This is a genomic window from Chitinophaga polysaccharea (assembly GCF_902150045.1).
Taxonomy (GTDB): domain Bacteria; phylum Bacteroidota; class Bacteroidia; order Chitinophagales; family Chitinophagaceae; genus Chitinophaga; species Chitinophaga polysaccharea_A.
Genome location: NZ_CABFVU010000001.1, coordinates 3,128,224 through 3,148,807 on the forward strand (window position 1 = coordinate 3,128,224; position 20,584 = coordinate 3,148,807).

Here is a 20,584-nt window from a genome sequence, read left to right on the forward strand (position 1 = left end):
CCCCGGTAAAACAAACAGCTTCTTTTAAACCTGTATATATTATTCTGCTTTGAAAAAGAAGCGTATTACCCCAAACTGTTCTTCAGGTGCGTCGGGGTTAGCATTGTATTTCAGTTGTCCGCTGGAGGCAGCCTTTTTGGCTATCTCTATCAGGCGGGGATTACTGATGGTAGATCCTTTCATGCTAAAGGTGGCAGATGTCACATTCCCTTTTTGATCTACTTTTATATTGATGGCTACATAGCCTGTTTCAGTGCCGTCGTAAGTAACCTGTGGCCTGCCTATGAGGCTTCTTCCGTTCAGGTGGAAATCTGAGCGTCCGCCGCCGAGGCCACCGCCCGTATATCCGCCGCCGTTAGGGTTGCCTCCCAACTGGCCCCTGTCGCCGGGTTTGCCGGTATTGCCTTCTCCGGTGGCATTGTTGGAGCCATTGGCGCTGTTACCACTATTGGCACTGTTGCCTGTGCCGCCTGAAAATACGGCTTTAGGCTTTGGTGTTGGCGGTTTTGGCGCCGGCGGTGTTTCTACAGGTTTCTTTGTTGGTTTAACAGGTTTTGGTTCTAATTTCTTTGGAATTTCTTTTGGTTTCTCTACAGGTTTTTCCGGTTTTTTTATTTCCGGCGCCTCTTCCTCATCCTGGGTGGCAATATCCTGCTGGGGTTCGGTGTTGGCGGGCGCTGTAGCTGCCGGGCTTTCCGCAGCTGCGGGCTCAGGGGCTGCCGCACTGGGCGGGTTGGGGTTCAGTGGTTGTTCATCCCCCATGCCATCATCTGAAGTACCAAGGTTCACTTCCATGCCCAGATCCTGGTCGGGCAGGGGCGGAGGAGCGGAAAAACCGGCAAATACCAGCGCCACTAACAGCAATGCATGTACGCCGATAGTGATCCCTAATGCCTGTATATTCTTTTTACCATTTTTTTCCTCCATGATAACCTTGTTGAACGCGTGTTTAGACCAAAGTTAATGTTTTGATCCAGAAAAAATAATGACTCATCAAAAGATGAATTCCGGATCTTTGCAAAAACTGTGCTGTTAATCCAATTACAGGAAAATATTTTTCACCGATTTTATGAACCTTGTCCGGCAAACGATCCGTCTTTATCAAAATGCTTATACCGGTCTTGCTCCCGCTACCTGGTGGTTGTCGCTTGTATTGCTGATCAACAGGAGTGGCACGATGGTCATTCCTTTTATGACCGTGTATCTTACCCAGCATCTTCACTTCAGCATTGCCCAGGCAGGCCTGGTAATGGCCTGTTTTGGTACCGGTGCCATTGTTGGCGCCCTTTTGGGCGGATGGCTGTCCGACAAGATCGGTTTCTACCAGGTACAGTTCTGGAGTCTTTTCTCTAACGGATTATTATTCATTTTATTGGGTCAGATGCGCACCTTTGAACAAATATGTGTGTGCGTATTTGTGATGAGCTCAGTGGGCGATGCCTTCCGGCCGGCCAACAGTATTGCGATTGCCGCCTACAGCGCCTTGGAAAACCGGACCCGGTCGTATGCCCTGAACCGGTTGGCAGTGAACCTTGGCTGGTCGGTAGGCCCTGCCATTGGAGGTATCCTGGCCAGCTTCAGCTACCAGCTTCTGTTCTGGGTGGATGGCTTTACCTGTATGTTGGCCGCCATCCTGATGCGGATTTTCCTGCCACCGGTACCTGCGCCGCCTAAAGCGGTTAAAACCGCTGTAAAGAAAGAAGATAAGGTATGGAGGGATCATATTTACCTGTGGTTCCTGCTGTTTGCCACAGTGAACGCCATCTGCCTGTTCCAGTTCTCCAGTATTGTGCCCCTGTATTTCAAGGAAGTAATGCACCTGGAGGAATGGGCCATCGGGCTCAATATGTCGGTGAACGGGATCCTGATTGCGCTGGTGGAAATGGTGATGGTGTACCGCCTCGACGGGAAAATGCCTAACCTGGCCTTTGTGGCCCGGGGCGCTATGATGGTTTGTTTTTCCTATATGCTGCTTTGCTTCCTGCCGCCGGTATGGGCGCTGGCAGTGGTGTTTATGGTGGTGATCACTTTCGGGGAGATGTTCTGCCTGCCTTTTATGAACAGTTTCTGGATCGGCAGGAGCCGGGACCATAACCGGGGGCAGTATGCTGCGCTCTATACCATTTCCTATTCCCTGGCCAATATAGTATCGCCTACCACGGGGGCTTTCGTGGTGCAGCATCTTGGGTTTAAGCCCTGGTGGGGTATTACGGCGCTGGGATGTGTGTTGTCGGGAGGCGGTTTTTTGTGGTTGCAGAAGAAGATAGGGGTGGACAGGAAAGAAGTAAATGATACCAGGCTGGCATAACTGCCTGGAATTTGAGATATTGTCCAACACTTTACCATTATTGCCACATTATTCCTAATTTTGCAGATAAAGTAGTAAAATTGGTTAATGAAAGTAATTCAATTTACTGTCCCCGTTGCCGATGAAGGTGCTGTAGTGATACAGGAAGATATACTCCCTTACTTCTATAACTACCTGCATCGTCATAAGGAGGCGCAGGTAACACTTATTATAAAAGGGGAAGGCACCCTGATTGCCGGAAACTATACCCAGCCGTTCAAAGCGGGAGATATTTACGTGATTGGCGCCAACCAGCCCCATATGTTTAAAGGGGATGCCCGTTATTTTGAGAATTTACAGGAGAAGAATATTCACGCTATCCATATCTTTTTTGATCATGAACATGCCTTACAGGGCTTGTTTTCACTGAAAGAGATGGACACCGTAAGGAAGTTCCTTCAACTCACGGCAAACAGTTTGCAATTGCCTGCAGAGTATGCAGAGAAAACAGCTGCAGATATTTTAAGGATTGCACGGCTCAGCGGAGCAGAAAGATTGCTGGCATTTGTAGGAATGCTGGTGTATTTCTCCAAACAGGTGAAGGACTGGAAGTCTTTATCCACCGGCTTTTCCAGACACTCTTACAGCGAATCGGAGGGATTGCGGATGAATGATATTTACCAGTACACCCTGGAGCATTATGCGGAAAATATATCACTGGGCCAAATTGCCGGTGTTGCGCATCTTACCACTTATGCCTTCTGCAAATACTTTAAAAAACATACGCGCAAAACATACCTCGAATTTCTGAATGAGATCAGGATCAATGTGGCCTGCAAAAATATCATTAATGGCGATTTCGACAGCATTGCGGCTGTAGCCTATGCTACCGGATATAATAATCCCATCACGTTTAACCGGGTGTTCAGAAAAGTAACGGGAATGTCGCCCTCCGCGTATGCGAGGCAATACCGTTTTGCGGAGGAACTAAAGTAGGGCGTCCTCCGGCCAGTAAGCGCTGTAGTGCAGTGCCCGCAGCCCTTTTTAAGAATTACCAGGTGAGCGCTGTATTAATCACGGTATCAGGCCTGCGGTTGTTCAAACGACCATCCTGCTTCCAACAGCGGTGCCACCTGCGGGTGCAGGCCGATTATATCATCATTATTCTCCTTGATATCTTCCTGCTTCAGGTAATTTTTAACATACCTTGCTACCAGGTAGCCGATACCTACGCCCAGCAAACCAAAGATGATCAGACCGCCGGTGAAGGCGCCGATAACAACAAACAGTATCGCTATGCCTGCCCAGGTGAAGTGATATTTATTAGCCAGCGTATCATGTTCATTGGCACAGCGGCCGCAACGCGGTACCTTTAATTCCAGTACAGAAAACTTTACCTTGCGGGCAACAATGTAATTGGAACGGTCTTTCTCTATATATAATTTCTTTTCCAGTGCGCTGTTATTATCATGTGGCGCGCCTGCACAAAAATAACAGATGTCCTGCCCTACATGTTTCCCGTACAGTTCTTCCAGCTGTTTTTCATACACCCAGATATTCTGGCGCAGCTCATCAGAAATATACAGGCCCAGTGCACATTTCACCAGTGTGGTGGCGCTGCCCAGGTCCCTGTCTTTGTTCCAGGCAACCAATGCAAAGGCTGTTAAGGCTGTGGCAATGTCGTCTTTTACTGCCGGCTCATATGCGTATTTGTCATTGACTGCATCCACGTTAAAAACTTTCTTAATTGCCGTTACGGCTTCACGGGAGAGGAGGTTACTTTGCTCTACATCTTTTTGCAATTCTTCTATGCGTATCGCAATGTTGTTGCGCTTTTGCAGGTGTTCCATAGGTAGGTGATAGTGTATTGGTCAGGCTAATATATATAGAATATTTGTATTTTAATAATACAGGGCAGGGCCTAACCGGAAACAAAAGAAGCTGTATCATAACTAACTTAATGGGTGTGAGAATCGCATATACGAAAATTTTCTCCACCCGGTACCCGAGTAAAATCGGGTAAAAGTTATTTATGAGACAGCTTCTTTTTATTATCTGTATTATTTTCAATGCGCAAAATCGCTCATATAATCGCCGGTAATACGCTCTATAGGAGGATTGAAGTAACCGAACTTCAGATCCGGGAACTCTTCATGGATTAACTCCTGCAGTTGTTTTACACCTAAGCATTCTCCTGTTTCCGTGATACCCAGCTTACCAAGGTACCAGTCGGGATCAATATTGAAATTGCGCCACTGGATCATGTTCAGCCCTGTTTCCCGGATCAGTTTGCGCAATGCTTCGTATTCATCTGCGCTATCTGTCATACCCGGGAACACGAAATAGTTGATGGAGGTCCAGCCGCCGAATTCACGCACCACTTTCAGGCTTTCAATGATGTCTTCAAAAACGTAGTTGTTAGGACGGTAATACGGGGTGTAATATTTTTCCTGGGCAGAGTTCAGGCTTACGCGGATGCTGTTCAAACCCGCTTCGCAAAGCGCTCTTACAGCATCGGGCTTACTGCCGTTGGTGTTAATATTGATACTGCCTTTAGGCGTATGCTTACGTATTTCCAGGATGGATTCGCGGATGGTTTCCCACATGAGCAGGGGTTCGCCTTCACAGCCCTGTCCGAAGCTCACGATAGGGAAGGGCGCTGTTTCCAGGTGAGGTACCGTGTACTCTACAATTTCTTCTGCAGTTGGTTTAAAACGGAGACGGTCCTGCGTTGAAACAATGCTTTCTTCTTCCGGCTGGAATGAAATACATCCAACGCAATTGGCATTACATGCAGGAGAAGAAGGAATAGGGCATTCCCATCTTCCCATAAAATAATTACGGGCGGCAGGGCACTCATAAGTAAGCGCGCAGTTTTCCGCAAGATGTTGTACCAGCCTGTTATGAGGGTATGCTTCTACCAGGGTTTTTACGCCCTGTTTCACTTTTTTATCGTCAAATCCTGCGCATTCCTGGCGGATGTCTGCTTCAATGCGGGTGGCAGGCACATAAAATTTACCATCCAGCCAGCCTACTGCGGTATAGCAGAACAGTGGCAGGGTAGGCGCGTCCGGCATGGTTTCGTAGGCAGCCAGGTAAAAGCCGGTATGCGCCGGCGGTATGAAGGCGGCTACGGCCCATCCTTTATCGCACAGCTGCATATCGCCGGTGGCAGCGTTAATACCGATCCCACGGCGGCCGGGCAACTCATACAAATTACCTCCTTCCGGTAATTCAATCCATTCATCTGCTTCTACCGGCCATGCATCCCAGCCGCTGCGGCCGGTTACGTACATGGAGGTATCTTCAAAAATATTACCGTTACCGTCTGAGTATAATATGTAAGGTGTTTGTTTCAGCATTTTTTGTTTTTATGTACTGTTTATTGCACCCTGCTTTGGAAGAAGTTATTCAGGGCTTCCCTTTCTGCTGCGCCTGGTTCATCCAGTACTTCCAGTTGCAGGATCCTGTTATTTTTAAAATCGATCGTAAGCAGGTCGTTCCGCAAAATTACGTTATTCAGTTCGTTCCAGCCAACCAGCCTTTTGGAAAAGGTGCCCGGGAGGGTAATTCCGGTGGTATCCATTTTTACATAAGAGGGCTGGAAAATGCGGTATTCCATCCAGCCTACATAGGCCAGGCCTGCGCCTACGAGGAACAGCAGCAAGGCGGTAACCGGGTTCAGGTGGGAAAGAAAGTACAAACTGCCGGTAAAGCAGATCAGCGCTTCTATCATCCTGGCTACGGTATTGGCCTCGGTAAATTTCCTAAACTTTCTCATGGTAAAAGGAAAGCCGATACAGGCGATCCCTATTACAAGAAAGAACACTGCCAGGAACCAGTTTGGCTGCGGACTGCGGTAAATACCAATCGCATTAAACAGGAACAGTATGCCGGTAAGCCCATGCATTACCGGTAATAACCGGATTCTGCTGGGGGTATTCGGATGCAGGATGCGCAAACTATGCATGTGCAGGAATGTGAGATTAGGAATTTGAACTGATCAGCAGGTTGCAAAGTTTGAACAGCACACGGGCGCCTACGTTGGCATCCCATTCATCGTGTGAAGTGCTTACTTCATTCAGGTCGAAGCCAATCAGTTTCCTGCCGCTTTCAAGTACTTTTTTGAAAAGATAGTATACCTGTTCTGCTTCGAATCCGCCAGCCACCGGGGTTCCCGTATGCGGGCATAATTTGGGATCGAGGCCATCGATATCAAAACTGATGTATACCTGTTGCGGTAAAGTGGCTACAATACTGTCGCAGATAGCTTTCCAGGATTCTCCTTCAAATTGTCTTTCCTTAATTTGTTTATCGAAGAAGGTTACAACACGGCCTTCGCTGTTATTGATATAATCCACTTCTTCTTCGCAGTAGTCGCGGATCCCTACCTGTACCAGCCTGGAGAGCTGCGGTACTTCTGCCAGCGCATTGAACATGATGGAAGCGTGGGAGTATTTGAATCCTTCGTATGCATCGCGCAGATCGCAGTGTGCATCTATCTGGAGGATACCAAATTCGCCTTTGTTCTCGCCAATGGCTTTGAAGAAGCCCAGCGGCGTGCTATGATCGCCGCCTACAAGGCCCACCAGCTTGCCTTTTTCCAGCAGGGCTTTGGTTTGGGTGTATACCCATTCATTCATGGCCCTGGTGCCGTTGCTTACATCTACCAGTGTCTTTTTCAGGAACTCATTTTCAGAAATATCTCCCCCCTCAGTCAGGAATTTCAGGTACAGCTCTGCTTCCTTACGCAGGTAATCGCTGCGGAGCAGCAGGTGCTTGTCTGGTTCCCGCATATAGAAACCCTGTTTCCAGCCGTCTTTCACATCTGCATCGTACAGGTCTACCTGGAAAGAAGCCCTGAAAATATGTTCCGGGCCGCGGGCGGTACCATTATTATAAGAAACGGTTACTTCCCAGGGAACAGGTAATAATACCAGTCTTGCCTCTTCTTCGGAAAAAGGCAAGCCAAAAACGTTGTTGGACAGCAGGCCAACCGAGTTAGGGTCAAATTGAGATAAATCTGCCATGATAAAGTCGTACTTTTCTAAATTCCGCGCAAAGATAGGATTATGTTTACTTACAGCCTCCCTTCTCATAAAAAGAATTGCCTTTTATATAAATTTTGCCGGAAGAAGGTCATTTTGACTTAATTTTGCCGATTAATCGGAAACAAATAAAATAAGGCAAAAAGGGAGGAGGTGTTGAAGTTGCGCTGGTAAAGGGTTTTTGCAGCTTGTGTCTAATCAATAGGGAAGATAATTTTCATATGAAAAAAACAAATATTATTCTGCTGGTGGTGATTGCGGTGGCAATTGGAGTGATAGTGACTATGGTGGGTGATTTCAGTACCTATGAAACTTTTGCAACAGCCCGCGAGAAAGAAGGAAAAGAGTTCCACGTAATTGGTACGCTCGATACCTTAAAAGCTATGAACTACGATCCGATCAAAGATGCCAACCTGTTTAGCTTCTATGTCCACGATAAAACCGGGGAATCCCACAAAGTAGTTTTCTACGGCGCCAAACCTACCGACTTTGAAAAGGCCGAATCCATTGTGCTCACAGGTAAAATGGAAGGCAATGAATTTCACTGCAGTAAAATACTGATGAAGTGCCCGTCCAAATATAAGGACGACCAGGTTGCTGTAAGCAACAAACAGTTGTAATAGCTATATGATATGATTGTCCATCGCCGGATAATCCATGCCACAATATTTATATCTCTCAGAGGAATTTTATGAAGTTTGTAGGGGAACATTTACTGCCAGGCCAACTGGGCCACTTCTTTGCCATACTGGCATTTGTAGCATCTATGGTAGCCACCGTGGCTTATTATAATGTAGCTAAAGGAAAAGAACCGCTGTTCAGGGACTCATGGAAAAAATTGGCCCGCTGGTCCTTTATTATCCAGTCGGCCGCCGTGATAGGTGTTTTCAGCTGCCTGTACTTCATCCTGTATAATCACTATTTCGAATATAAATACGCTTGGCGCAATACCTCGCGCGACCTGCCCATCCAATACCTGTTATCCAGTCTCTGGTCCGACCAGGAAGGAAGTTTCCTGCTCTGGAGCATCTGGAACAGTATCCTGGGGGTTATCCTGATCCGCACTTCCAAAAACTGGGAAGCGCCGGTAATGACAATTTTCTCCCTGGCACAGCTGATCATGGCCAGTATGCTGCTGGGCATTTTCATCCTGGGCTATAAAGTGGGCAGCAATCCTTTCATGCTGCTGAGGCAGGCGGCCGAAAACCAGGCTGCGCCAATATTCCAGACGCCGGACTATATGCAGCATATCCACGATGGGAATGGATTGAACGTTACGTTGCAGAACTACTGGATGGTGATACATCCACCCGTACTGTTCCTGGGTTTTGCTTCCATGATCATTCCTTTTGCCTTTGCCTTTGCAGGCTTATGGGTAAAAGATTATACCGGCTGGGTAAAACCGGTGCAGCCATGGAGCCTTTTTGCCGTAATGATGCTGGGAACCGGTATCATGATGGGCGCCGCCTGGGCATATGAATCACTGAACTTCGGTGGTTACTGGGGATGGGACCCCGTAGAGAATGCCTCACTGGTACCCTGGCTTACCATGGTAGCAGGCGTGCACACACTGCTGGCTTACAAAGCCACCGGGCACTCGTTGAAATCCACCTTCTTCTTCTTCTTTATTTCCTACGTACTGATCCTGTATTCCTCTTTCTTAACAAAGAGCGGGGTATTGGGAGATACTTCTGTACACTCCTTTACAGATATGGGAATGACTGCCCAGCTGCTGTTCTCCATGCTGGTGTTCACCGTTCCTTCTATCGCTCTGCTGATCATACGCAGAAAGGAAATTCCTTCTGTAAAGAAAGAAGAGAACAGCTACTCCCGCGAGTTCTGGCTGTTTGTAGGTTCCCTGATCCTGCTGATTGCAGGTATCCAGATCACCTTCACCACCTCTATTCCGGTTTGGAATAAATTACTGAGCGTAACCGGTCTGAAATCGCTGTTCAATATGAATGATATAGCGCCGCCGTCCGACAGTATTTTCCATTATAACAAGATCCAGATCTGGATCGCCATTGTACTTGGCGTGTTAACCGCCATTGTACAGTATATGCGCTACAAGGATACTCCCCGTGGAGAGATCTCCAAAAAGCTGCTGGTACCTACCGTGGTTACCTTACTGCTGACCGGGCTGGTAGCCTGGAAAGGCACTATCACTTATGATAAGTATGGCGCCGGCTTCCTCACTGCTATTTACCTGATGTTATTTGCCAGTATTTATGCTATTGTGGGCAACTTCTTCTATATCTTCTCCGGCCTGAAAGGCAAGCTGAAAAATGCAGGCGCTTCTGTGGCCCATATCGGTTTTGGTATGGTGTTGCTGGGCGTGCTGATCTCTTCTGCCAAAATGGAAGTGATTTCACTGGACCGTATGAAGATGCTGGGCGATGGTATTTTTACAAAGGAAAGCAAACAGAATCCAAGGGAGAATATCATGCTGCCAAAAGATGTACCGGTGGAAATGGGAGAATATCATGTTACCTATACAGGTGATTCTGTGGCACAGGGAGATCCTAAAACATACTATGTAGTGCATTATGAGAAAAAGGATAAACAAACCGGCAAAGCGCTGGAGCGTTTCACCCTTTATCCTGATGCTTTCGTGAATAAAAAGGAAAATGCGCTTTCTTCCAACCCGGCTTCCAGGCATTACCTCACAAGGGATATCTTTACCTATGTGTCTGCCGCGCCTAACCGCGATGAGGCAGCCCAGGCAGATACCACGCCTTATGTGACCCATGAAATGAAGCAGGGCGACTCCGTATTCTTCTCCAAAGGGTTCATTGTGCTGAAAGGGCTGAACACGAACCCGCAAAGCCGCAACTATGTTCCGCAGAGCGGCGACCTGGCAGTAGGCGCTGAGCTCGAGGTATATACGCAAACAGATGATCACTTTAAACTGCAGCCTATCTATTTTATCCGCGACAGCAGCTACCAGTACAGTGTGGAAGATACCCTGGCGCCGCTGAACCTGAATGTAAGGTTCTCTAAGATCATGCCTGCGGAAAATAAAATAGAACTGAAAATAAAAGAGGCCACCAGCTTTAACGATTATATCGTGATGAAAGCGCTGATATTCCCTTATATCAACGTGCTATGGCTGGGTATCGTGGTAATGATAGTAGGTACCGCTATGAGCATCTACCAGAAAGTAAGAAGAAGATAACCTCCGGATATTTTTTTAAAAAGAATCCTTCAATGGCATTGCTGTTGAAGGATTTTTTCCTGGTTAAATCCTTTCACAGGAGGCAGCATTTCAGAATTCTTCTCTACATTTAACCCCAATAAATATCCTGATGATGCCTAGGTGGTTACGTATATCCCTGATCCTTATAGCCACGCTTGCCGTGGTGTATTTTCTCGGCCCCTCCCCGGGAGTGCCGGTGTACGAGCATGTTTTACCTGCGGTACCGGCCGCCGGCCCTGCCCTGGATGCCTATATAAAGCATAAAGAAGCGGCATTCCGACTGAAGCCCGATAATGAAGCCCGTATTGTATGGCAGGACACCGGTTTCCATAAAACGCCTTATTCGGTGGTATACCTGCACGGCTTTTCCGCCAGCCAGGAAGAGGGAAACCCCGTGCACCGCAATTTTGCCGCGCGCTACGGATGCAACCTTTTCCTGTCGAGGCTCGACGGGCACGGGATAGAAACCAGCGATCCGTTACTCCATATGACGGCCGCAGGTTTGTGGAAAGATGCAGAAGAGGCATTGAGCATAGGCAAGGCGCTGGGCAACAAGGTGATCCTGATGACCACCTCCACTGGCGGAACGCTGGCGCTGAAGCTGGCCGCCGCCTATCCCAATGATGTATATGCCATGATTAATATGTCGCCCAACATTGCTATCAACGACAACCTGGCCTTCCTCGCCAATAACCCCTGGGGATTGCAGCTGGCGAGGGCCGTAAGTAAAGGGGATTTCAGGCGCAGCGATGACAAGAACCCTGAAATAGCAAAGTACTGGTATAATAATTACCGCCTGGAAGCGGTAGTACAGCTGCAAAACCTGCTGGAGTCCAGCATGGTGGACGCAACCTTTGAAAAGGTGCATCAGCCGGTGCTCAATTTATACTATTATAAAGATGAGGCGAACCAGGATGGAACCGTGAGGGTATCTGCCATCCTGGAGATGGAAAAAAAGCTGGGCACGCCCGATTCCTTAAAGGAGGCTGTGGCGATTCCCGGGGCGGGCAATCATGTAATGGGATGCGCGCTCACTGGGCACGACATTCCCGCGGTGGAAAAAGCGATCGATCATTTCGCCGTGAATACCTTACATATGAAGCCAGTCCGTTAACACTTTTTAGTTAACACTGAATCTGAAATCTTTTTATAACTTGTGGTAACATTCTATCAGTAAGCAACGTTAAGTTAACTATGCGTATCCGTTTTAAACAGATCATCGTTTCACTGTTCCTGGTATTGGGCTTGTCTCTTTACCACGGGGCTGCGATTGCCCAGGAGGCGCATGGGGCGGATGTGATACCATTGCACGCCATTGTAGTGGGGCAGGATACCGTGCCGGTGATCACCCTGGCGATATTTGATGTAGTGGCAAAAATGCCGAAGGCCCTGCGTAAGGAACGCGAGCGCTGGAGCCGTTTGCGGAACGCGGTATATGTAACTTATCCCTATGCCAGGTCGGCAGCAAGGGTGCTGAAAGATGTGAACAGCCGCCTGGCCACCATGAATAAAAAAGAGCGTAAAGCCTTCCTGGCCACCAAAGAAAAGGAGCTCAAGGCCCAGTTCGGCGATAAATTGGAAAACCTCTCCGTATACCAGGGAAAAGTACTTATGAAACTGATCGACCGCGAAACGGGTCAGAACTGCTTTGAAATTATCAAGGAGCTTAAAGGCGGCTTTAATGCCCGCGTATGGCAAACCGTTGCTTTCTTTTTTGGAGGCAACCTGAAAAGCGACTACGACAAGCAGGAAGACCACGACATCGAGGTGATTGTACAGGAGCTGGAAATGTACCAGCAATACCGCGTCTACAATTAATTGGGCTATCTTCGTAATATTCGCCTGTTTTGAAAAGGGTATATTATGAAAGCAAGGATCTTACTTAGCAGCTTATTATTTATTTCCGTTGGAGCCATGGCACAGGTAGCCGGGGATGATCCGGTGTATGTGCTGGACAGCGTAGTGGTGAACCAGGCCGCTATAGGGCAGGTATCGCCTGACCGCATAGGGGTGATCACCATTGCCAAAGGCGCCAAAGCTGTACTGAAATATGGCAGCCAGGCAGAAAACGGTGTGGTATATATTGAAACCAAACCCTTTGCCCGCAAAAGGGTGAATATGCTGCTGAGCAGTGAATCCCCGGCATACGACAGCCTGTTGCGTAAGTATGGCAACGACAGCAGCTTTTACTTCATCGTAAACGGTAAACCCGTTACCCCCACCAATGAAACCGGTTTGATGACCCTGGACCGGAAAACCTTCCGTTCCGTTAGAGTTATTTCTGATAAAGAGGTGCAGGATAAATACCAGGTGATGGACCGGAAAGCCGGGATCGTTATCACCAGTTCAGAAGAGTAAATATTTTCCCATCTTTGCACCTGAATTTACAGCATATGAAACTAGATATACTGGCTATAGCGGTGCACCCCGACGATGTGGAACTGGGTTGTGCCGGCACCCTGATGATACATGCGCAGCAGGGAATGAAGGTAGGCGTTGTGGATCTTACCCGGGGGGAGCTGGGCTCCCGTGGAACTCCTGAACTGCGGGCGCAGGAAGCGCAGGCCGCAGCAAAAATCATGGGACTGGAAGTAAGGGAGAATCTTGGGCTGGCCGATGGCTTTTTCAGGAATGATACAATGGAGCAAATGACTATTATTACCGCCATCCGGAAGTACCGGCCGGAAATTGTGCTGGCCAATGCAATGGATGACCGTCATCCTGATCATGGCAGGGCCGGCAAACTGATTGCTGACAGTTGTTTCCTTGCCGGATTAAGAAAAATAGAAACTACGGCAGATGGGCAGGCACAGGAAGCGTGGCGCCCTAAACAGGTTTTTCACTTCCTGCAGGACCGTTATCACCAACCCGATTTTGTAATAGATATTACCCCCGTAATGGAGCGCAAGCTGGAAGCGATCAAGAGCTTCAGTTCACAGTTCCTTGCGCCGAAAGACCATGAGCCGCAAACCTATATTTCCGGTTCCGGCTTTTTTGACAGCGTTATTTATCGTGCGAAAATGCTTGGTAAGATGGTGGGAGTGGAGTATGCCGAAGGATATACTTCCGCCAAAATGATCGGTATCCGGAGCCTGGCAGATGTGATCAGTGAGAATACCTGAGTGGCTTAGTAAACGAACAGAAGTTGCGTAGCGAATATCTAGCGCCTGCTTATGGCATGCAGTGAAAAAGGACTTGATGCGGAGAGGAGGTGGACTTGATCTGTAAACCTGGGCTGGATAAGGGTCAGAGAGGAAAAATTTATATCCCGTTACACACTTGAAAAAGGTTGGGAGACAATGGCGAAAATATTCGTGGTTGTCTCCCAATCTGTTTTTATCGCTTGAAAATCAACTATAAAGTGTGTGTAAAGGCGGATGTCCGCTGTAAAGTTGAAGGGGTGGGAGCGCAACCCGGCTGCATCATTATTTGCCGGCACATAAAAGCCCAACCCCACTTTTGGGGGGATTTTCAGAAACGGTCAATGGGACCCGCTAAACACTAAATGAACAGATCTCGGGTAGCGTCAAATTCATCGTGTTTAATGATGCTGTTTTTAATAAACGGGATCAAAGCAAGTCCAATCGTGATAACCACCAGTAAAAAGTATTTTTTCTTCATTTCCATGCTAATTCGATTAAAAAGTCCTTCTATATAACTAAATAACGTGCCAAAATGTTACAGAAATAGCATAAAAATGTTAAGCCCGGAGCATTTTTTTTGATTATATAGACGCCACCCCCGGTTAGCGGTATTACCGCAGTGGAAAACGATATATATAGAGAAACTCAATGCCGCATTCTTAAAATCTATTTGATTAATAATGAATGTAATGTGATCTTTGCGCCGTCAAAGAATAAAATCATTAGTCTGTAAATCAAAAAGAGAATTAGTTATTATGAAAAATGTTATTTTATCCGTAGGGTCAGAGTTTCCCGAATTCAAAAAAACGGCTGTAGTATCTATTGAAAAGGGTAAAGAATTTTATGAACTGTCTTCAGAAGAACTGAAAAACTCCGGCAAATGGATGGTGATGTTCTGGTGGCCTAAAGACTTTACTTTCGTATGCCCTACTGAAATAGCTGAATTTAACAAACATGCGCAGGATTTTGCGGATCGTGATGCGGTATTGATCGGAGCATCTACTGACAGTGAGTTTGTACATGCTGCATGGAGAAGAGATCATGAAGATCTGCGCGGACTGCAGTTCCCTATGCTGGCTGATACTTCCAAATCCCTGGCCACTGAGCTGGGTATCCTGGAAGCCAATGAAAAAGTGGCTTACCGTGCTACTTATATTGTAGATCCCCAGGGTATTGTACGTTGGGTTTCCCTGTACGACCTGTCTGTAGGCCGTAGCGTGAAAGAGGTACTGCGTGTGCTGGACGCCCTGCAAACAGATGAGCTGTGCCCTTGCAACTGGACTAAGGGTGAAGCTACGCTGTCTGTTTAATTAATCAAGTCATTTACTGTTTTATTACGGGGGAGAAGTGGTCCTGCGGGATTGCTTTACCCCGTAGTGAAATAATTAAATAAAAAAATTACATATTATGTTTGCAACAACAAATCAGGATACGGCTGTTCAGTTACTGGAGGCAGTGGGATTAACGGCAGGTGCGGTGTCCGGTAAACTGCAATCCCTGGTGAATGTGGATGCGCGTTACCTGAAGGATCTGAAGATCAATGTGTCCAATTCGCTGGCAGCACCTACGCTGCAGAAGAAGGAAGCATATCTGATCGGGCTGGCTGTAGCGGTGAATGAGAAGCATGTGGAGCTGCAGGCGTCGTTTGAGAAGCTGGCGGTACAGGAAGGGGCAACAGACAAGGAAATAGCAGAGGTGATCAGTTGTACTTCCCTTATGAGCGCCAATAACGTGTTTTACCGTTTCAGGCATTTTGTGAACAAGGAGTTTTACACGAACACCCCGGCAGGTATCCGGATGAGCATTATGGCGAACCCGGTGCTTGGGAAAGAGTTTTTCGAGTTGCTGAGCCTGGTGGTTTCTGCGCTGAATGGTTGTGAAATGTGCGTTACTTCCCATGAAGAGGCGTTGCTGAAGCATGGAACAGATCAGCAAAGAATATTGGAGTCGGTAAGATTGGGAGCCGTTTTGCGTAGCCTGATCGTGCTGTTGTAAAAAAATATTCCGGCAAAAGACAGATGTAAATCTGCCATATAGTTATTTGGTTATCAATCTTTTGCATTGTGTTCACATCTTAAGGAAGCACTTTTTACAGGTGGCTTTTATGCATTTGTGAATAAATTCATTTAATAATATTTGCAAAATCCACAAAAAAATTGGACTTTTGCATTCCTAAATTTTTAGATCATGGCAAGAGTATGTCAGGTGACAGGAAAGAAGCCGATTACAGGTCACCATGTTTCCTTCTCCAACATTAAGACAAACAGAAGGTTTCTTCCTAACCTGCAAAAGAAACGTTTTTTCCTGGCAGAAGAGGACAAATGGATATCATTGAAAGTATCTGCTGACGGTTTGAGAACCATCAACAAGAGAGGTTTGTATGCAGTTGTGAAGGAATTGCGTGCAGCTGGTCAGGAAATCTAATTCTAAGACTCACTTAATTTGTAATACACAATGGCAAAAAAAGGTAATAGAGTACAGGTAATTCTGGAGTGCACAGAGCACAAAGCTTCTGGTCAGCCCGGAACTTCCCGTTACATCTCTAACAAGAATAAGAAGAATACTCCTGAGCGTCTGGAGTTGAAGAAGTACAATCCTATTTTAAGGAAAGTGACTGTACACAAAGAAATCAAATAATAATTGTTGATGGTGAATGGCTGTATCAGTATACTGCCAATAGCCATTAGACCATAAAAACAATAGAATACCATGGCAAAAGTAGCTTCAAAGAACGCGAAAGTAAAAGATGCTAAAGCAGCAGCTGAATCAAAGGTATGGACCAAAGTTATCAGAGCCGTACGCTCTCCTAAAACCGGTGCATACACCTTTAAGGAAGCTATCGTGCACAAGGACAAGATCCAGGAGCACATGAACCAAAAGTAATTCGGCTTTACTAATAATACTGAAAAGCTGTCCTGATAAAGGACAGCTTTTTGCGTTTGTGCGGATTTTGTCTGACTCAGGATTATGATGGTTACGATGATTACCTGAATTTCTTTTTAATTTTTGAGAGAGATAGTTGAGAGAGATAGGGAGATTGCATCTTTCAGATTCTTGAATCATTGAATTAAATACCAGACAGGATATTAAAGAGGATATAAATGGATAATAAGCAAATACCCGCTTATATCTCCCTGAATCTTTTTTAAATCCAAAGTAATCAAATCAGCGAAATCATCATAATCCTGAAAAAGACAAAATCCGCGCAAAAGACGTATTTTAGCACCCTATTGCAAATGCTGTCACAAAAGCAGCCGGATAACTCAAAAAAGAACCGGACATACCGGGCCCAATTAATTATGAGCTTTTTCAATAAACTATTTTCCAGGGAGAAGAAGGAGAATCTGGATCAGGGATTACAAAAAACAAAAGAGAGCTTCCTGGGTAAAATAGGACGCGCCATTGCAGGAAAATCCACTGTAGATACAGAAGTATTGGATAACCTGGAAGACGCCCTCGTTTCTGCCGATGTTGGCGTAGATACTACGGTAAAGATCATTGACCGGATAGAGCAGCGGGTGGCTAAAGATAAATATCTGGGAACCAGTGAGTTAAACAGGATGTTGCAGGAAGAAATTGCAGCATTGCTGGTGGATGCGCCCGATAGCGGTTTCCGGGATTTCGATATACCGGAAGACAAAAAGCCTTATGTGATCATGGTGGTAGGCGTAAACGGGGTGGGTAAAACCACTACCATTGGTAAGCTGGCCTACAACTTTAAGAAGGCAGGCAAATCGGTGATGCTGGGCGCCGCAGACACATTCCGTGCAGCGGCGGTAGATCAGCTCACCATCTGGAGCGAGAGAGTAGGAGTACCTATTGTAAAGCAGCAGATGGGGTCCGATCCCGGTGCAGTAGCTTTTGATACCGTACAGAGCGGCGCTGCAAAAAATGTTGATGTAATCATCATAGACACTGCCGGCCGTTTGCATAACAAGCTTCACCTGATGGATGAACTTGGCAAAATCAAACGGGTAATGAAGAAAGTAATTCCGGATGCACCACATGAAGTGCTGCTGGTACTGGACGGTTCTACCGGGCAGAATGCGCTGGAACAGGCCAAACAGTTTACAGCTACCACCGAGGTGACAGCCCTGGCCATTACCAAACTGGACGGTACAGCAAAAGGCGGTGTTGTGCTCGCCATCGCCAACCAGTTTAAAATACCGGTAAAATACATTGGTATAGGAGAGAAAATGGAGGACCTGCAGGTGTTTAATAAAGAATCTTTTGTAGATTCATTGTTTAACATAAATTCCTGATTTACTTGTTGTTGTGAAGTTTATTTATCAATCAGAATAAATCCTGTTTAATATTTTACTTTAGGTAAAACAATCGGGCTCCAACAGGGGCCCGGCTCGTTTTTTGATTAACATTAAAGCGCTTCGTTTGTAGTTATAAAATAACACCGCATTTATTAAATTTGAATATTGTTCCCTTTTTGTACCCTTTTAACAATTCGTAAGTATGATAGTACAGCACATAGATCGAGTTGAAGATATTACACCAGCGGAATTCAAGAAAAACTACTACCATCCACGTAAACCTGTAATTATCCCGGCATCAGCACTTAGCCAACACTGGCCGGCCTACAACAAGTGGACATGGGATTATTTCAAATCAATAGTCGGGCACAAGACGGTTGGGGTATATAATAATGAGCGCGCCAACGAGAATACCCTTGTAAACGGAGCGGATGATTACATTACTTTCGGGGCCTACCTCGATATGATACAGCAGGGGCCGGTGGCACTCCGGATATTCCTGTTCAACATTTTTCAGCATGCCCCCCAGCTGGTGGAAGATTTCACTTTCCCGGATGAATTGGCTTCGGGATTCCTGAAAAAGTATCCCATGTTGTTTGTGGGAGGCGCGGGATCCGTAGCGCATATGCACTACGATATAGATCTTTCGCATATTTTCCATACCCAGTTCATTGGCCGTAAAAGAGTGTTGCTGCTGGAAAATAACCAGTCGCCCCTCATTTACCGGATGCCTTTCACCGTAGAAAGCGCGGCCAACTTCGTGAACTGGAACGAGCGGCTGGATCAGGACCAGTTCCCGGCGCTGAAACATGCAAAGGGATACACTGCTGTACTGAACCACGGTGATACCATGTTTATGCCGGCCGGCTACTGGCATCATATGGAGTACCTGGATGGCGGTTTTGCGATGAGCCTCCGCGCCCTGGATCCTTCTTTCTTTAACAAGCTCAATGGGCTTTATCACCTGGTGGGCCTGCGGGGAATGAATAACCTTATGATCAAGATGGCGCCTAAATGGTGGTATCATTATAAAAGACAGAAAGCCCGCGAGCGCGCCGAGAAGGCCATGCAGATGCTGGGCTAACCTGGTTCCAACGTTATGCTAAGTAACTAATCAACAGTTACTTAGCATTAATTTCAGATTGTCAAATCTTTTCTTTACCTTTGCACCTTCCTTAACCCCCACTAAGACTCAAGTCACATACAGTAAGTCTGCTGTTACATTCAATCAGTGTCTGTGTGTCTTCGTGGCGGTAGCGGCTCAGCAATAATTGACCGCTTGTTTAAAACATTCGCGCTTGAAGACAAAAACTTTAAAGAAAGACAAGGTTAATATTATTACGCTTGGTTGTTCCAAGAACATGGTGGATTCAGAAGTGCTGAGCGGACAGCTCATGGCTAATGAAATCGATGTAGTGCATGAAAGTGTAAAACGCGACCACAACATTGTTGTAGTGAACACCTGCGGGTTTATTGACAAGGCCAAAGAAGAATCGATTAACACCATCCTGGAGCAGGTAGAGCTGAAGCAACGCGGTAAACTGGATAAGGTTTATGTAACGGGTTGCTTAAGTGAGCGTTACCGGGGCGACCTGGAGTCAGAGATTGCAGGAGTGGATGCCTGGTTCGGAACCATGGAACTGCCCCTGATCCTGAAAAAGTTTGATGCAGATTATAAAGCAGAACTGATTGGAGAAAGATTACTGAGTACTCCCTCTCATTATGCTTACCTGAAAATAGCAGAAGGTTGTAACCGTACCTGTTCTTTTTGTGCCATCCCGCTGATGCGGGGAGGACATGTTTCCAAACCTATTGAGGAACTGGTAACAGAGGCACAGAAGCTGGTGAAATCCGGTGTAAAGGAAATTATGCTCATTGCGCAGGAACTAACCTACTATGGCCTGGACCTGTATAAGCAGCGCCGTTTGGGTGACCTGATGCGGGCGCTGGCCGGAGTGGAAGGACTGCAATGGATCCGTCTTCATTATGCTTATCCTACCAAGTTCCCGATGGAGATCCTGGATGTGATGAACGAGTTCCCGAATATCTGCAAATACATCGATATGCCGCTGCAACATGCTTCCAATGCCATGTTGAAGGCAATGAAACGCCAGATCACCCGGGAGGAAATTGAGCAGCTGGTACACGACATCCGTGCGAAAGTACCTGGTATCTGTTTACGTACCACGCTCATTGCCGGTTTCCCTGGTGAAACGGAAGACGATGTGGAAGAACTGAAAGGATTCCTGGAAAGAATGCGCTTTGATCGCGTAGGGGTATTTACCTACAGCCATGAAGAAGGCACCAGCGCTTATGAGCTGGAAGATAATATCCCTGCAGAGGAAAAGGAGAGAAGGGCGCAGGAAATTATGGAAGTACAGCAGGAAATCTCCCTGGAAAAAAACCAGGAGAAGGTAGGGAAGATCTTTAAAGTAATAGTAGACAAAAAAGAGGCAGGCAGATACCTTGCCCGTACCGAGTTTGATTCGGTGGAAGTAGATAACGAGGTGATCATAGACACCACTAAACGCCTGAAGCCAGGGGATTTCGTGGAAGTACGCATCACCAAAGCGTTTGACTACGACCTCGAAGGAGAACTGGTAGCCGGTTAATGACCGAAGCCACCAACACAGCCGATAGCTAAC

21 protein-coding genes are annotated in these 20,584 nt (G+C 46.7%); 16 read left to right on the forward strand and 5 right to left on the reverse strand.

All coding sequences use genetic code 11. From position 1 onward, the window contains the following. Nucleotides 1-39 precede the first annotated feature (39 nt). The gene (locus FN124_RS12830; protein WP_142685107.1) at nt 40-927 is read right to left on the reverse strand and encodes a hypothetical protein; all 888 of its coding nucleotides are present in this window, start codon (nt 925-927) and stop codon (nt 40-42) included. A gap of 142 nt (nt 928-1,069) precedes the next feature. On the opposite strand from FN124_RS12830, the gene FN124_RS12835 reads away from it, so the two are divergent. Next, nucleotides 1,070-2,308 (forward strand): MFS transporter, encoded by a 1,239-nt coding sequence (locus FN124_RS12835; RefSeq protein WP_142685108.1) that lies wholly within the window; start codon nt 1,070-1,072, stop codon nt 2,306-2,308. Nucleotides 2,309-2,395: 87 nt separating this feature from the next. Then, the gene (locus tag FN124_RS12840; protein ID WP_142685109.1) at nt 2,396-3,283 is read left to right on the forward strand and encodes an AraC family transcriptional regulator; all 888 of its coding nucleotides are present in this window, start codon (nt 2,396-2,398) and stop codon (nt 3,281-3,283) included. Nucleotides 3,284-3,369: 86 nt separating this feature from the next. Here the strand turns inward: FN124_RS12840 and FN124_RS12845 are convergent, their stop codons facing one another. From FN124_RS12845 to FN124_RS12860, 4 genes are all read right to left on the reverse strand, one after another. Next, complete coding sequence (locus tag FN124_RS12845; RefSeq protein WP_142685110.1) at nt 3,370-4,137, reverse strand: hypothetical protein; 768 nt, start codon at nt 4,135-4,137, stop codon at nt 3,370-3,372. Nucleotides 4,138-4,353: 216 nt separating this feature from the next. Next, nucleotides 4,354-5,649, reverse strand: coding sequence for a radical SAM family protein (locus FN124_RS12850; RefSeq protein ID WP_142685111.1), 1,296 nt, complete (start codon nt 5,647-5,649; stop codon nt 4,354-4,356). A gap of 20 nt (nt 5,650-5,669) precedes the next feature. Beyond that, nucleotides 5,670-6,257: a hypothetical protein gene (locus FN124_RS12855; protein ID WP_142685112.1), complete on the reverse strand. Its 588-nt coding sequence runs from the start codon at nt 6,255-6,257 to the stop codon at nt 5,670-5,672. 16 nt (nt 6,258-6,273) lie between these two features. Continuing rightward, nucleotides 6,274-7,317 carry an agmatinase family protein gene (locus FN124_RS12860; RefSeq protein WP_142685113.1) on the reverse strand — a complete coding sequence of 348 codons (1,044 nt, stop codon included), beginning with the start codon at nt 7,315-7,317 and terminating at the stop codon, nt 6,274-6,276. Between the two features lie 239 nt (nt 7,318-7,556). On the opposite strand from FN124_RS12860, the gene FN124_RS12865 reads away from it, so the two are divergent. From FN124_RS12865 to rimO, 14 genes are all read left to right on the forward strand, one after another. Then, entirely contained in the window at nt 7,557-7,955 is a 399-nt protein-coding gene (locus FN124_RS12865) for a cytochrome c maturation protein CcmE domain-containing protein (protein WP_142685114.1), read from the forward strand. 71 nt (nt 7,956-8,026) lie between these two features. Continuing rightward, nucleotides 8,027-10,510: a cytochrome c biogenesis protein CcsA gene (gene ccsA, locus FN124_RS12870; RefSeq protein WP_142685115.1), complete on the forward strand. Its 2,484-nt coding sequence runs from the start codon at nt 8,027-8,029 to the stop codon at nt 10,508-10,510. 133 nt (nt 10,511-10,643) lie between these two features. After that, a complete protein-coding gene (locus FN124_RS12875) occupies nt 10,644-11,645 on the forward strand; it encodes an alpha/beta hydrolase (protein WP_185937180.1) in 1,002 nt (333 codons plus the stop codon). Between the two features lie 80 nt (nt 11,646-11,725). Further along, nucleotides 11,726-12,349: a DUF4294 domain-containing protein gene (locus tag FN124_RS12880; RefSeq protein ID WP_142685117.1), complete on the forward strand. Its 624-nt coding sequence runs from the start codon at nt 11,726-11,728 to the stop codon at nt 12,347-12,349. Between the two features lie 45 nt (nt 12,350-12,394). Continuing rightward, nucleotides 12,395-12,889, forward strand: coding sequence for a hypothetical protein (locus FN124_RS12885; protein WP_142685118.1), 495 nt, complete (start codon nt 12,395-12,397; stop codon nt 12,887-12,889). Between the two features lie 35 nt (nt 12,890-12,924). Next, nucleotides 12,925-13,653: a bacillithiol biosynthesis deacetylase BshB1 gene (gene bshB1, locus FN124_RS12890; RefSeq protein ID WP_142685119.1), complete on the forward strand. Its 729-nt coding sequence runs from the start codon at nt 12,925-12,927 to the stop codon at nt 13,651-13,653. 776 nt (nt 13,654-14,429) lie between these two features. Next, on the forward strand, nt 14,430-14,984 hold the full coding sequence (locus FN124_RS12895) for a peroxiredoxin (RefSeq protein ID WP_142685120.1): 555 nt from the start codon (nt 14,430-14,432) through the stop codon (nt 14,982-14,984). 97 nt (nt 14,985-15,081) lie between these two features. Further along, entirely contained in the window at nt 15,082-15,669 is a 588-nt protein-coding gene (locus FN124_RS12900; protein WP_142685121.1) for a carboxymuconolactone decarboxylase family protein, read from the forward strand. Nucleotides 15,670-15,861: 192 nt separating this feature from the next. Continuing rightward, nucleotides 15,862-16,098, forward strand: coding sequence for a 50S ribosomal protein L28 (gene rpmB, locus FN124_RS12905; RefSeq protein ID WP_089759466.1), 237 nt, complete (start codon nt 15,862-15,864; stop codon nt 16,096-16,098). Nucleotides 16,099-16,128: 30 nt separating this feature from the next. Further along, nucleotides 16,129-16,311 (forward strand): 50S ribosomal protein L33, encoded by a 183-nt coding sequence (rpmG, locus tag FN124_RS12910; RefSeq protein ID WP_079468086.1) that lies wholly within the window; start codon nt 16,129-16,131, stop codon nt 16,309-16,311. Between the two features lie 72 nt (nt 16,312-16,383). Beyond that, on the forward strand, nt 16,384-16,557 hold the full coding sequence (locus tag FN124_RS12915) for a DUF4295 domain-containing protein (protein ID WP_142685122.1): 174 nt from the start codon (nt 16,384-16,386) through the stop codon (nt 16,555-16,557). Nucleotides 16,558-16,973: 416 nt separating this feature from the next. Next, nucleotides 16,974-17,936: a signal recognition particle-docking protein FtsY gene (gene ftsY, locus FN124_RS12920; protein WP_221887768.1), complete on the forward strand. Its 963-nt coding sequence runs from the start codon at nt 16,974-16,976 to the stop codon at nt 17,934-17,936. A gap of 205 nt (nt 17,937-18,141) precedes the next feature. Continuing rightward, nucleotides 18,142-19,023, forward strand: a complete 882-nt coding sequence (locus tag FN124_RS12925) for a cupin-like domain-containing protein (protein WP_142685124.1) — start codon at nt 18,142-18,144, stop codon at nt 19,021-19,023. Nucleotides 19,024-19,237: 214 nt separating this feature from the next. Continuing rightward, the gene (gene rimO / locus FN124_RS12930; RefSeq protein WP_142685125.1) at nt 19,238-20,551 is read left to right on the forward strand and encodes a 30S ribosomal protein S12 methylthiotransferase RimO; all 1,314 of its coding nucleotides are present in this window, start codon (nt 19,238-19,240) and stop codon (nt 20,549-20,551) included. The last annotated feature ends 33 nt before the right edge of the window (nt 20,552-20,584 follow it).